15 protein-coding genes are annotated in these 13,797 nt (G+C 35.2%); 8 read left to right on the plus strand and 7 right to left on the minus strand.

Annotated features, from left to right (window positions below):
- Positions 1–19: 19 nt before the first annotated feature.
- The 5 genes from AABE15_RS00975 to AABE15_RS00995 all read left to right on the plus strand — a co-directional run bounded on the left by AABE15_RS00975 (position 20) and on the right by AABE15_RS00995 (position 4,045).
- On the plus strand, positions 20–685 hold the full coding sequence (locus AABE15_RS00975) for an ATP-binding cassette domain-containing protein (protein WP_338329411.1): 666 nt from the start codon (positions 20–22) through the stop codon (positions 683–685).
- Complete coding sequence (locus AABE15_RS00980; RefSeq protein ID WP_338329412.1) at positions 675–1,634, plus strand: hypothetical protein; 960 nt, start codon at positions 675–677, stop codon at positions 1,632–1,634. Before AABE15_RS00975 ends, AABE15_RS00980 begins: the two co-directional genes overlap by 11 nt.
- A 1-nt stretch (position 1,635) precedes the next feature.
- Positions 1,636–2,226: a YdcF family protein gene (locus tag AABE15_RS00985; protein WP_338329413.1), complete on the plus strand. Its 591-nt coding sequence runs from the start codon at positions 1,636–1,638 to the stop codon at positions 2,224–2,226.
- A gap of 41 nt (positions 2,227–2,267) precedes the next feature.
- On the plus strand, positions 2,268–2,957 hold the full coding sequence (locus AABE15_RS00990; protein WP_338329414.1) for a lysophospholipid acyltransferase family protein: 690 nt from the start codon (positions 2,268–2,270) through the stop codon (positions 2,955–2,957).
- A gap of 68 nt (positions 2,958–3,025) precedes the next feature.
- Complete coding sequence (locus AABE15_RS00995) at positions 3,026–4,045, plus strand: hypothetical protein (protein WP_338329415.1); 1,020 nt, start codon at positions 3,026–3,028, stop codon at positions 4,043–4,045.
- Positions 4,046–4,061: 16 nt separating this feature from the next.
- Here the strand turns inward: AABE15_RS00995 and gloB are convergent, their stop codons facing one another.
- The gene (gene gloB / locus AABE15_RS01000; protein WP_338329416.1) at positions 4,062–4,793 is read right to left on the minus strand and encodes a hydroxyacylglutathione hydrolase; all 732 of its coding nucleotides are present in this window, start codon (positions 4,791–4,793) and stop codon (positions 4,062–4,064) included.
- Between the two features lie 64 nt (positions 4,794–4,857).
- On the opposite strand from gloB, the gene AABE15_RS01005 reads away from it, so the two are divergent.
- Genes AABE15_RS01005 through pssA form a run of 3 tightly spaced genes read left to right on the plus strand, consistent with a single transcriptional unit; the run spans position 4,858 to position 7,188 of the window.
- A complete protein-coding gene (locus AABE15_RS01005) occupies positions 4,858–5,619 on the plus strand; it encodes a hypothetical protein (RefSeq protein WP_338329417.1) in 762 nt (253 codons plus the stop codon).
- A gap of 11 nt (positions 5,620–5,630) precedes the next feature.
- On the plus strand, positions 5,631–6,308 hold the full coding sequence (locus AABE15_RS01010; protein WP_338329418.1) for a phosphatidylserine decarboxylase: 678 nt from the start codon (positions 5,631–5,633) through the stop codon (positions 6,306–6,308).
- Positions 6,280–7,188 (plus strand): CDP-diacylglycerol--serine O-phosphatidyltransferase, encoded by a 909-nt coding sequence (gene pssA / locus AABE15_RS01015; RefSeq protein ID WP_408870235.1) that lies wholly within the window; start codon positions 6,280–6,282, stop codon positions 7,186–7,188. The genes AABE15_RS01010 and pssA overlap by 29 nt, the downstream gene beginning before the upstream one ends.
- Here the strand turns inward: pssA and AABE15_RS01020 are convergent.
- Genes AABE15_RS01020 through AABE15_RS01045 form a run of 6 tightly spaced genes read right to left on the minus strand, consistent with a single transcriptional unit; the run spans position 7,145 to position 13,751 of the window.
- On the minus strand, positions 7,145–7,630 hold the full coding sequence (locus tag AABE15_RS01020) for an NADH-quinone oxidoreductase subunit B (protein WP_338329419.1): 486 nt from the start codon (positions 7,628–7,630) through the stop codon (positions 7,145–7,147). The two genes, pssA and AABE15_RS01020, sit on opposite strands and share 44 nt — an antisense overlap.
- A 7-nt stretch (positions 7,631–7,637) precedes the next feature.
- Positions 7,638–9,182: a hypothetical protein gene (locus tag AABE15_RS01025; protein ID WP_338329420.1), complete on the minus strand. Its 1,545-nt coding sequence runs from the start codon at positions 9,180–9,182 to the stop codon at positions 7,638–7,640.
- The gene (locus tag AABE15_RS01030) at positions 9,182–10,492 is read right to left on the minus strand and encodes a hypothetical protein (protein WP_338329421.1); all 1,311 of its coding nucleotides are present in this window, start codon (positions 10,490–10,492) and stop codon (positions 9,182–9,184) included. Before AABE15_RS01030 ends, AABE15_RS01025 begins: the two co-directional genes overlap by 1 nt.
- Positions 10,485–11,036: a hypothetical protein gene (locus AABE15_RS01035; RefSeq protein ID WP_338329422.1), complete on the minus strand. Its 552-nt coding sequence runs from the start codon at positions 11,034–11,036 to the stop codon at positions 10,485–10,487. The genes AABE15_RS01030 and AABE15_RS01035 overlap by 8 nt, the downstream gene beginning before the upstream one ends.
- Before the next feature lie 7 nt (positions 11,037–11,043).
- Positions 11,044–12,006, minus strand: a complete 963-nt coding sequence (locus AABE15_RS01040; protein WP_338329423.1) for a hypothetical protein — start codon at positions 12,004–12,006, stop codon at positions 11,044–11,046.
- Positions 11,991–13,751, minus strand: coding sequence for a hypothetical protein (locus AABE15_RS01045; RefSeq protein ID WP_338329424.1), 1,761 nt, complete (start codon positions 13,749–13,751; stop codon positions 11,991–11,993). The genes AABE15_RS01040 and AABE15_RS01045 overlap by 16 nt, the downstream gene beginning before the upstream one ends.
- Positions 13,752–13,797 lie beyond the last annotated feature (46 nt).

Consider the following 13,797-nt stretch of genomic DNA (forward strand, 5'->3'; position numbering starts at 1 on the left):
ATCCTCACAACAATAAAAAATGATAAAACTTGATCATATTAATTTTACGTACGATAACCATTTTCCTATTTTGGAAAATGCTTGTTTTACACTCCCTCAAGGGGCTTTTTGCTGGCTAACGGGTTCTTCTGGTGCAGGGAAATCCACCTTACTCAAAATGTTACACTTGGAAATAAAACCTTCCTCTGGGGATCTGACCATTTTAGACGTTAATACCAATAAAATGAAAAGAAAAGCACGGTGTTTATTAAAACGAAAAATTGGTATTGTTTATCAAAACTACAAACTTATGCCCAATTTGACTATTTATGACAATATTGCACTGCCACTTAGACTACAACATGAAGAGGATGGTACTATACAAAAATGGACAAATCGAATTGTGGACTGGATGGGATTAAAAAAGAAACAAACAAACTTACCAAATAACCTTTCTGGTGGGGAACAGCAACGGGTTGCCATAGCGAGAGCTATTGTTCACCGTCCAAGTTTGCTCCTAGCCGATGAACCCACGAACGCCTTGGACGAATTTCAAGTCAAGCGTTTAATGGATCTGTTTTACGATTTAAATGAATTAGGGTGTACCATTATTATTGCAACGCACAACGAAGCCCTTATAAAGCAATATAATGCTTTTCATCTGCATTTAGAGCAAGGCAAACTGTGGGCAGAGAATGCGTGTTAACCATCGCAATTCGGACGGCTTAAAACTAACCCTTGCATTACCAGGGCGACTTCTTATTCCATTAATTGCGGCGATGACTTTTTTAGCCGCACTGACATTATCCGGCGCCTATGCCAGCCATCAATTAGCACAACGTTGGAGTAAAGGGGCAACGTCTACCCTTATTTTACAAATCCTTCCCAATATGGAAACGTTCCCTATCTTTAACCATCCTGGTGAATTGACAAATGGCAACCTATTGCAAGAAAAAATTAACTCTGTCATCTCTGTTCTTTCTTCTTCGTCTGAATTGGAAAGCTTTCATCATTTAACCCCTGAGGAAATCAACTCTCTTCTCTTTCCTTGGTTACATGAAGATATTCAAAAGCTTGCGTTGCCACTCCCTGAAATTATTGAAATTCATCTTAAAAAAGGCAATACTCTATCTATAAAATTTGAAGAAAAAATTAAAGAACTCGTTCCAGACATAGTGATTGAAAAAAATAATTTTTGGGAACAACGTCTGAATAGTTTAGCCGATAGCCTACAAACATGCTCTTTATTATCGCTTATGCTTGTATTTTTAATTGCTGGCTCGGTAATTGCTCTTTCTACCAAAACGGGATTAATTCAATGCAAACAAACTATAGAAATTCTGCATAATATGGGGGCAAGTGATCCATATATTTGCACAAGATTTGCCAAACGAAATGCTTTTCTCGCTCTGGTCGGAGGTTTAATCGGATCACTGTGTTCCTTACCATTTATTTTGTTTTTTATTTATATTTGTTTGCCTTTTAGCAGCAATCCAAACGGACAACAATTACTCGAACAAAGCTGGTTATATTTTTTTTCTATACTGCCATATTCCTTATTGGGTTTACTTACTTTTCTACCTATATGTAATTACGTTATAGGCTGGACGAGTACGACAATAATTGTATTTTATTGGTTGAGACAATTATCGTAACATGGAAAAAAAACGTAGTAACGCCCCAATTTTAATTTTTAAACTTTTATTAAGCCTCTCTTGCTTTTGGTTGATAGGGTTTGTTGTTTTTGTTACCGATGTGTTTATTTATACCCCTCCTTTGCATAAAGCAGGCGGAATCGTGGTTTTAACAGGTGGAACCGGAAGAGTGGACGCTGCCATAAATCTTTTAGGGGCAAATTATGGAGAATTCCTTTTAATTTCCGGTGTTCGATCAAAAACTACTTTAGCAAATTTAGAATCGTATTTGCCCCACAAAATATCCCCATTAATTCGAAATAAAATTACATTAGGATACAACGCCACTTCAACATTAGGAAATGCATTTGAAACAGCCTCATGGGCAAACGAACATCATCTTAATTCTTTAATTGTTGTCACATCAAATTACCATATGAGGAGAGCATTAATCGAGCTTAAAAGTCAATTAAACGCTATAACCCTTTATCCTTATGTTATAAGAAACGATAAATCTAATAATTTTTTTAAGTTTATTTTTATACGTACATTATTCATCGAATATAACAAATTTCTTATGGCCTACGTCGGCCTAATACATACCGTCCATTAACAACCTTATTGTATTGATAACGTATATAAAGAAGTAACGCCATGGTGATTATACGCTCTACTGCATTTGCAATCTATTTCTTCTTATTAACGCTGATTATGGGTGTGCTTGCTTTCCCTTTACGTTTTTTTGCAAAACAACACGCCTTAGCCTATGCAAAATATTGGGCGCATCTCACGTTACTTGGCCTTGAAAAAATCTGCCATATTTCTTTGCAACTTCATGGACAAGAACATCTACTTAATGATCGGCCGTTTATTATCGCCTCTCAGCATCAATCAGCCTACGATACCTTAGTGTGGATGAATCTACTTAAACGGCCTGCTTACGTTATGAAGCAAGAATTGACCCGAATACCGTTGGTCGGTCCCATGTTGTTGTTATCGGGAATGATCCCCCTGGATAGAAAAGGGGGAATAAAAGCATTAAAACATTTAACCCAGCAATGCCGAAACGCTATAAACGATTCCAGACAAATTATCATTTTTCCTGAGGGGACACGAACAAAAATAGGCCAAAAAGTAAAATTGCATTCTGGAGCCGTCGCGGTTGCAAGCCAATTAAAACTACCTATTACCCCTGTTAGTACCAATTCAGGAATATACTGGCCCAAACGTTCTTTTTTAAAATACCCTGGAACCATTCATATAATAGTTCATAAACCAAGTTTTACTGTCGAAAATCGTAAGCACGTTATGCAATATATTGAAGATTGCTGGTCTAAATTTTAAACCCTTGCTCATAAACCTATAACGTTCGGATCTATTTATCTCATTTATGTATCGTCTAGGAGAAAACATTGACTCAAAAATTGTTTTTTTTCATGGCAATGCTTCTCTTCATTTGCCTGCTAAGCCTTTATATTTTACTATGGACCTTTTCGAATTACCAAATAAATAAATGGATTTACCATCAACACCAACACACCCAAAATCAATCCTTTTCTTTCCACTATTCCGCCATTGAAAATTTGTCCTGGTTTCCGCTGATTAAGAAAAAAATTATTGATCCCAAACTCATATTTTTTGATCAAAGCAATTCTTCTCCTATACATTGGAAAAGTTCGAAAGCAATTCTTTCTTCCTCTTTTCTTCACCCATTAACATTTACTATGACCATTAAAAGCAACCAATCTGTTTGCCTAATTACCAAGGAAAGTCAGTGTTTTCAATTTTTTAGCCCTACATTTAAAATCACGTTCTTTTATGCTATATTCAAGCATGATGTAAGGATAAAAATAACCAGCCCTGCTATAGATTTTTCAGTTCCTTCACCCCTTTATTCCTCTTTTATGCCATTCAGTTTAAAAGATTTGCGCAGCGAGCTTTTTTTGGAGAAGCATAAAAATTCAAAAAGCAGTTTTTTTTCAGCTAAGGGTTCGATAGCTTCCATATTCATCCAATCTCCTTATGAGTCATTAAACCAAATTGATACTCTTCATTTTGCTTTTTATATCAAAAATGAAAACACACCGTATGATTCAATCGAAAATGTACCCGCTCCCTACAAAACTGTTAAAATTTTGCTACAGGATTTTTCATTTCAACTTGCAACCCTCGCCTTCAAAATGAATGGGACATTATATTTTAATGATGGAAAATTTAATTCTGCTACAGGTGATCTTCCCCTGTATATTTCTGGAGTGGATCAATTTGTAAAACAAAATATAGCGGTAATAAAATGCTGTACAAAACTCAAAGAAAATCTTTTACGCTTACCCATTCCCTCTCATTTAACGTTACCTTTTTCCTTTAAAGAAGGGGAACCCTATTTGGGAATTGTTCCTCTAATTTTTTTTTTCAAAATAGAGCGATATTAGAATTTCTTTCTCATTATCAAAAATGATCTTTTGCTTTTCGTAAGGCTGTAAAAAGTTCAAGAGTTTTTGCCATTAAAAAAGGATTCGTTTGTTTCTCAACACTCAATGAAATGGGTAACGTGGGGCGATTATTTTGCCTTTCATAGATAACTTCGGCCATTCTTTCTTTTAAAAGATCATTTCTTGTAGGCAAGGTTTCTGCAAATCTACCGTTATCTAATGTGTATTCGTGTGCGCAATAAATGTTTGTATCATCGGGATAGCTGGCTAATTTCTGTAAACTATTAAACATTTGAAGGTAGGTACCTTCAAACAAACGACCGCACCCTAAACTGAATACTGTATCCCCTGTAAACAACATACGAAATTTAGGGAGATAATAACAAATTGATCCTAAAGTATGACCTGGTGTACAAATTACTTCTGCCTGACCCAAACCCAAACCATCAAAATCTAATAAATCTTTATCACCAACTTTAACGTCTAACACACCTATTTTGTCGGCTTCTTTTAAGGGACCAATCACTTGACAACCAAATGTATTTTTTAACGTGCGAACGCCACCAATATGATCGTTATGAAAATGAGTAATTAAAATGACTTGCAAAAGCAGTTTTTTTTCATTTAACGTTTTCATGATAGGATTTGCATCCCCAGGATCAATTACAATAGCTTTATTTGTTTTCCCCACCACTAGCCAAGCATAATTTGTCTCATAAAATGGAATAGGTTCAATAATAATAGACATGGTTTTTCCTCATTTTTTTGATATTCTAAAAATTATAACACGAGATGACTAGGAACGAGTCGACATGACTTTCGATCTGCAATTCTTTTTGAAGGACGTACGGTACCCTAAACGTGGTATCGCCACTTACCTTCAATATAGGTTAAGCCAAATTTGGCCAGATCTCTACGGTTTGTCCCTTTTAACGCTTGGACATGGAAATTACTTAGTCCCACAAACAATGTGGTACCCAGCCAATTATGTACACGGTCAGTTTTTATACGACCCTTTGTCTTCGGAAAGTCCTTATTTTGTAAAAAAAACCTGTTATCTGTCACCAAACAACTTTCCTTTTCAAGAATGCAGCATGGATCGAATTGTTTATTTACACGATACAAAAATCAATAAATATCAATTTCAAGCCCTCTTGCGATCCTGTTGGAAAACACTTTGCGATCATGGTAAGATGATGTTTCTCATACCTAATCGATTAGGTTGGTGGTCTTTAATTGATAATCTAGCACTACGATTTAGAAATACATTTCTTATGCAAAAAATAAATAGATTACTTACCCAACATTTATTTCGTATAAGTTATTATGAACGTGTATTATATTTCCCACCACAACTTATGAATCGCTTATCGCTATGCATAAACCGATCCTTAGATTTTATAGGTCTTTTTTTCGTACCATTTTTGGGTGGCTATCATTTAATCGAAATAGAAAAAAATCTTTTCGCCCCTATAACTATGGCTCCTTTGAAAAAAAATTATATATTACAAAGTGAATTATCAAAATCGATTTCCACTCACAGAAATCCTTTAATACCCCCTAAGCTTATATAAGGTTATTTTTAATGTCCCTTTTAAAAACAATTCGATCTAGCATAAACAAACCTCATGCCGCCAGTTATCCATTTTTACTTTTGGGTGGTATTTTAGCACTTATAGGCTATGGCTTGCCCTGGCGCTTTACCCGCTCTATCGGCAAATTAGGAATATTCTTCTTTGGGGCTTGTTGGTATTTTTTTAGAAATCCTAAAAGAGTTATTCCAGCGAAAGCTAATCTTATTGTTTCTCCTGCTGACGGAACCGTTTGTGCTATAGAATATGTACCCCCCCCCACTAATTTGGGTATGCCCGATGTACCCGTTTACCGTATTTCTATATTTCTTTCCGTCTTTAACGTTCATTTACAGCGCATCCCTGCTCAAGGAACCGTTACGGCACGATCTTACATAAAGGGCAAATTTTTCAATGCTTCGTTGGATAAAGCTTCAGAGCAGAATGAACGTAATGCTTTATGCATTACCTTACCCAATCAAAAACAACTTGTGGTTGTACAAATTGCGGGCATAATTGCAAGACGCATAGTTTGCTATGCGGATATTAATCAGAGCTATAATACAGGTGATCTTTACGGCTTAGTGCGTTTTGGCTCACGAGTTGATTTATATTTACCCGAAGGAAGCGAACCTGATGTCCAAATAGGACAAACGATGATAGGTGGGGAAACCATTGTCTCTCAATACTAGACGAAAGCAGCTTTCATTCCAGCGCGCTATGCACAAGAAAAACTTGCGCCAAAAAATTAGACCTAGAGTTAAAGGCATTTCTTTTAATCGAATTGTTCCTAATCTTTTAACATTACTAGGATTATGCGCAGGTTTCATCGGAATACGGAGTGCCATTCATGAACAATTTGATAAAGCGGTTATTGCCATAGTGATAGCGGCTTGCTTTGATGGTCTTGATGGTCGTATTGCAAGATTATTAAGAGGCACCAGTCGCTTTGGTGCAGAATTGGATAGTTTAGCTGATTTTTTATCGTTCGGTGTTGCGCCAAGTTTTATTTTATATCTGTGGGCTTTAAAAGAAAGTGGGGGGAATTATAATTTTGTCCCTTGTGCTTTGTTTGCGGTATGCATGGCTTTACGCCTAGCACGATTTAACGCGGCTATAGATAAAACAGACAAACCAAAATACGCAAGCAGTTTTTTTACTGGCGTCCCTGCCCCTGCTGGAGCAGGTATAGTCTTGTTTCCTATTTTTTTGGGCCTTGAAGGAAGCAGCTTAAAATGGAATTTTATGGTAGAGGTGGCTCACTCTCCATTGTTAACGATAACTATTCTTGTATTGACCGCGTTCTTACTTATTTCAACCGTGCCGATATGGTCTTTTAAAAATTTTAAAGTACCTACCCGTTATGTTCTTCCTGTGTTTCTTGGAACTGCAATTTATGCAACGGTATTAGTTTCTGATCCATGGGGAACGCTTGCCTTTAGTGGTATCTTATATCTTTGCACCATTCCTTTAAGCTATCGTAGCTTTCATCAACTTAAAGCAGATACTGAAAAACTTCAGCAACACGCTAACGAAGACCAGAAGGATTCGACCCATTTTGAAGCAACTTAATTATACTCTCGACAATATCTTTGGGTGCTGGCGGACATCCTTCAATATTTAAAATACAATCATGCGTGTTAATTGCTTTATTTAAAATGGTATAGTTTTTTTCAAAAATGCCTTTATTGCTTGCACAAGCGCCTAGCATAATAATTGCTTTAGGTTCTCGCATAGTAGCCCAACTTTGCTCTAAAGAAGGTAACATGGATCGATTTAAAACACCTGTCACTAACAATGCATTAGCACTTTCTAAATGATGAACAAGTGAAAACCCATATGAACTTAAATTAAAAGCAGCTCCTTTTAAAGCCAACAATTCCAGAATACATCCCCCGCAATCTCCACAAGCTAATGGAAAAATATTCAGGGGTATATTCTTAGCCCCTGTTAGAGGGTCTAAAACCTGAACATAACCAAAAATAGAATGCAATAAAGCTTTTGTAAGTGACATATTTTTTTTAAAAATCAACACCGGTGACTAAGATACCAAAAGACGATTGAATTAAATCCCAGTCGTGCCATAAGGTATTTTTCATAATCTGTTGCAATGCAAAGGCTTGATTGGTAGCAGGATCTCTAATAAATATATCGTCGATTTTACCTTTTTCAACGCTCACATAATACCATAAATCGCCATTAATGCCTTCACAAACACCTACTCCTTCGCCACTGTTTTTCTCAGTAAAACTCTCTTTACAATTCTTGAAGGTATCGTCGCCATATAATCCGTATAATAACGTATCTATTATACGCAAAGAATTATCAATTTCATGAAAATAAAGCCGTACTCTTGTTAAAACATCTCCACCCGTACCATTACAAGGAGGTAACCATTCCAATTGATATTCGTCTGCATAGCGTCTTATATCCAGATCTCTCCCAGAAGCTCTGCCAATTACCCCGCCAACGTTAAATTGCAACGCTTGCTCGTAAGTTAAAATACCTATTTTTTCAAGACGTTTTACCAAATCTGGAAACTCTTGAAACAACGCTTTGGCTTCATCGTAAAGCTGTTTTATTTTATAAGGTAATCGTTTTAAATCTTGTCTGTGTTTTGGTTTTACCGATTTTACACAACCGAAATCAATGCATTCCATTAACCAACGGTGTCCGAAACAATCGTGGCACCAACGCATTAATAACTCACGCGCAATTTCTAAACGAGAGCTAAGCAATTTCACTTGCAAACCTTCAAATAGTTGAGACAGGTAAAGCAAATACGCGCTCATTCTTGAAAGCTCAAGTAAAATGATACGCCCCTGCAACACTGGTCTAGATGGCACCCTACCCGCCATATCTTCAATAGCATGAGAAAAAGCAATTTGATGGGCAACATTATCTAGGGCATTAATACGATTAATACTTGGCATACACTCAGAGATATTTTTTCCTCTAAGCGAAGAAAGTATACCTCTATGGGTGTAGCCATATAAACTTTCAGCTTGAATAATTTTATCGTTTGTAAGCGATAGGTGCCACACGGGTGTTAACGCCCTATCGCAATCGTTGGATGTAATCTTAAGATCAATTTGACCCTTCATTTTTGAAGAATCAGAAAGTTCTTCAAAATTGTCATTTGTATTTTTAGCGTGAGAAAGAATAGGCTTATCTAGCCAAGGCCAAGTATATTCCCAGTAACCACGATCAATCCACGGACGCAAATCGACTGCATTCATCCCTTCTTTGCCCAAAAAATCCACAAGCATTCGCTCATAAGGAATGGCTGCAGGAAGAAACGGAGAGATTGCCTGATATCGATTTAATGATAAAGCCACCTTGATCCCTATAGGTCGATAGCCATTTTCCAAAAATAAAATCTGCACGTCATTTGCGTGACACCACAACATTAAAAACGATAGTTTTTTTGAAGGCAAAGACCTTACAAGCTCAAACCATTCTTTTTCCTCAATACGAAAAAAGAATTTGCCTTCTTGGGGTAATTTTCGAATGGCTTCAATTATCTTACAATCAGAATGTACTGTAGTCGAATCCCTTGACCGCATCAGCCTAACCCTTGAATAGGAAGAGAAAATTTAAATAAATTCCAAATCCAATCAGAGAAACATAACGGTAAAATAATTATCTGAATCACAAGACAATACCAAACAAACCTCACTTCTTTACTTTTTAAATCTAAGGATAAAAAGGAAGAGCGAAGTTTATAAAAAAACACATTTCCTCTTATTATTAACATTAAAAAGAGAATACAGGCAGGGAAAAAGGTTTGATTGCTCCAATTAAATATTAATAAAAAACAAGGCCAAAATATGCCTATGGGGGGGAAACCGGATAAAGCAAGATACAACCAGCCAACTAAGTCGTTCTGATTATCATCCGAACTCCGATCTATCATCACACATAGAGGCGCATAGATAACCAAACTCATTAAGAATAAACAGGCTAGGTAAACGTTACTATGCATTGGAAGCATGATAGAAAGCACAACACATCCCACAAGCATACTAACTGATTTTATAGGTGTAATTCGATGACTTACATATTCACCCACTATGCTGTAAGCAATAGTTACCAAACACAACAAAACGATAAAATCAGAATAACGCGCAAAAGGATATAGATTTAATAAACGTATATAAAGCATAAGTACAGGGATAGGGATGATAAACGTATATAGTGCTGCAAGAAAAGTAGGCGATTTTTCAATGAGCTCCTCATAGATTAAGGGTAACGGGAACATACCTATCGCAAAGGTAATTCCTAATATGCTGATACGACCACTTTCACTTATTGTAGAAAGCGCCACCTTCTGCGTAAAATGTTGATAGAAAACCAGATTAAATAAGATTACAATTAAAATACAAATAATAATTCGAAATATGTTCCACGTTGAATTAAAACAATCTCTATCAGAACAATACAAAGATCCTATCATTAAAAACAACATTAATAGAACGATAAAAACACTAATTAGAAAAGGGGTTTTCGCAGAAACGCATAAGACTGAAAGGGTAAGCAACGAATAAATTAACAAAAAATTTTTTGATAATTGGGCAAGGCTCTCCTTTAAATAAAATTTAGGAAAAAATATTTTTTGCATCCAAGATGCCAAAAGGGTTCCTAAACTTATAAGCACTTTGAAAAACCGCGTTAATCCGTCATCGTTCCACAGATCAAAATGCAGAGTCGGAAACCCGCAAATTATAGAAAGGAGTGCAGCAAAAAACATTACGCAACATATCATAAGGTGACAATTCATTTTTGAATTGTAATGCTTGCACGAGGAAACCCCTATGCCCCCTACCAATGGACATAACATGTATCCCCAATACAATGCTTTTAAAAAATCATCCATGCTTGTTGCGCATAAAACGTTCCGTTTTAATGGACAAAATTAATGTTGCACATAAAAAAGGAATATACAAAAATAAGGTGACGGCAATATTTGTTGTGTTTCCCCATAATGAACTTATGAGGCAAAGTGCGTTTAAGGAAAAAAAAATACCTAATAGTTGAGCTATATACGAACGACTAAGCATATTGTATACAAATCCAATCCATATAATGGACGAGGAAACCGCATACTCAAAACTTGATAGCGAAGATGAAAAAAATTGTGCGGTCAGCATGATGCTAATAACGGTAAAAATTAAAACACCGACGAACTCTTTAAAAGAACGTTCGATTCTATAACCTCTGAGAAGAAGACCAAAACAACTTCCAAACAAAGCAAGCGAACATAACAAAATTACCGTAATTTCATTACTTAAAACATCGGTCTTTCCAAAAATTATGCATAACATTGTTAGTACAGTATGGGATACTGCGTGAAGGGTCGTATTTAGAAATCCGCTAATGGTAATAAGCAATAAAAGACCTAAAAAAAAAGATAACATCATTTTATGTTCATTTTAACCCAGTAAAATAAGTTATAATGGAAACAATGCTAACAATAAATGCCAGTCTTGCTTTATACGCATTCGCAGTTAACAAATATATGCTTCGAAAGATAGCTAGTATCACACATGTAAAAACAATTTTTGCTATCCAAGCTAAAACCGCAAACGGGAGAGCACATAAAGTTGTTACTATATTTATATGACTCGTATCGAAATAAATCAGACTATTAGGCCATATAAACAAGGAAATCAACGATAGCATAACTAAAAACTGTATATCGTAAGCATATAAATATAACAGTTTGTCGCTCGTTTTCAGAATTTTTATAGTATTTACTCGATCTTTAAAATCCAATACGTTCCATGTCATCAGTAACACTACGAATGCACTGGTTAACAATGGACAATAAGCCATCATAGGAAATGGATTGGATGAGTGAAAAAAAACAACAATTTTTCCAAGAGATACTTCATTCGTTGTTAATTTTAAAATAATGCCAACTACGAATAACGTAGGTAAAAACAAAATATTGTCGAATAAAAAAAACTGTAATGTTCGAATATCGATAAATGCAGGCTTCCCATATCCAGAAAGCAACATAAAAAAAGGCAATGTTAGTAACAAATAAATAATAAGAAAAAAATTATCAATTCCAAATCCAGAACATAAACCTGAGGCAAACGCCGGGGTGATAGCCGCTAAAAGGAATGCAATACTCAACGCCAAAACAGGTAAGAAGGATAGCGACGACGTTGAGACAATCTTTGATTGTGGTGGATGTGAATTCGAAGTGTTAAAATAAGTTAACCGCCGAAAATGTATAGGCGTAGTGGGTTTGCCTTGTAATCGATCCTCTAACCATTGTTCTAGCCCCATAACCCATGGGGCTAAGTATACCACACAACCCCAATTTAATAAAAAAATCAAACCAAAGAAACTTATATAAAGAACGATCAACGGCAAACCCACCCAATAAAAACTAATCCTGTCCCTGTCATGAATAAAAAAATTGGATATTTATACTGATGGGTTGTTTCTAACACACATTTCAGACTTTCCTGGGTTACCGTGTATAATTTCACTTTAAAATAATAAAATTTTTCTTCCACAGCACTGGAAAAACCAAAAAAATTTAGACGGTTTTGTAGAATATTACCCCATTTCTCAAACGCTAAATTATTTATAAACTGCTCATCTTCGGCCTGTGCAATATGTTCTTCATTCGAAAATAAAAAACTTACTTTTTTTAACTTTCCAGCAAACATTATTTTTTGCAGCAACCCCATAGAGATTAAACCGATAACGATAATAAAAAATGGGCCAAAATTAACTGTGTTCTGCAATGAATGTAAATTTTTTGCTTTAGAAATGAACGAACTCCTTAAGAGGGAGGGGAACGGAAACGTTTGAAATAAAAAACAACTTAAAAATAAAATTATACCTGCAAAACCTATAAGCCTTTCATGTGTATAATGTTGTAGTATTCCCCTTTGATTTAATTTTTTAATTATGAACCTCTGCGTTATCAAAAACCTAGCCCAACCGATAAATGATAAAGCCACTGCAACCGAAACTAAACTCATAGTAGTAATAAAAAATAAAACATGAATAAATTGCATTAAATGAGAAGATGAAACATCGAGTTGAGAATTAATGTCAAACAAAACATATCCCATAAAAGCTGGGCAACTACAAAGTATAAAATATACGCCAAAAAACGTGAAAAATTTATAATATTTTATAGGGTAAGTTGATTTAATATTTTCAAACTGTATGCACGATAAAAGCGTAAACCCCAGATACATGACAAAACAAATCATACTAAATTGTTTAGAAACTGTCAGAGTATTTTGATCAGCATCCCCCCTATTCGTTAGGTTTAATAAAAAAATAATTTGAACCAACAAACCGTTACTCAGCGAAACTAAGTGCCCCAGTATGTGAGAAGATTTTTGTGCATTCAAACATTGCCAACCTGTCCAGATACTCATGAAAAGGACAATAAGTTGCAATAAGTATACAAGTAACCATGTACAGTTGAATACGTATAAATCCAGCCAGATGCGCGCCAAAAGATAGATAGCCAAAACCGATGTTAACAAAATAACTAACGTTAATGAAAAACTCGTTTTTTCATTTTGTGCAGGAACAGCTTCCCATTTATTAAAGGAGAATAATCCCATAAAAGGAAAGACGATTATAGTGTATAATATTGAAAGATAATTGATAGTATGATTCAGTCGAACTTTTGCGAAATCCAACCGTGCAAAGTCAATGGATTCTTGGTTATAGTTGGATAAAATTAAAATAATTAATACTAAAGATGCTATGATCGCTGGGTAAAAGGATTTTATTTGCGCATAAAAAGATAAAATCAAAACAAAAACAATTAACAGTAACAACAACCCATATAGGTTTGAAGTCAATAATATTAAGATAGCATTGACAATTAAAAATTTAGGACAATGTGACAGTAAAATTTCTTTTTGAAAAAAAGATATCAAACTAACACTAAGCAAAAGAATAAGCAAAAAGAAAGCACTAAACGAATCAAAACCAAAAACAGCACCGAAATGATTTCCAAAAACCGTCAAATTAAGTGATACAACAGGAAAATTACCAACCAACATGCTTATGCATAAGCTTATGCCTGTCAGTAAGAAAAAACCGTATATATTACTTATAAACCAACGAACCCCGTGTATTTGTGCCATAAAACCTATTACCATAGAAACACTTAAAATAACAAAATGCTGATAG

The organism is Commensalibacter sp. Nvir (assembly GCF_963921845.1).
Lineage (GTDB): Bacteria > Pseudomonadota > Alphaproteobacteria > Acetobacterales > Acetobacteraceae > Commensalibacter.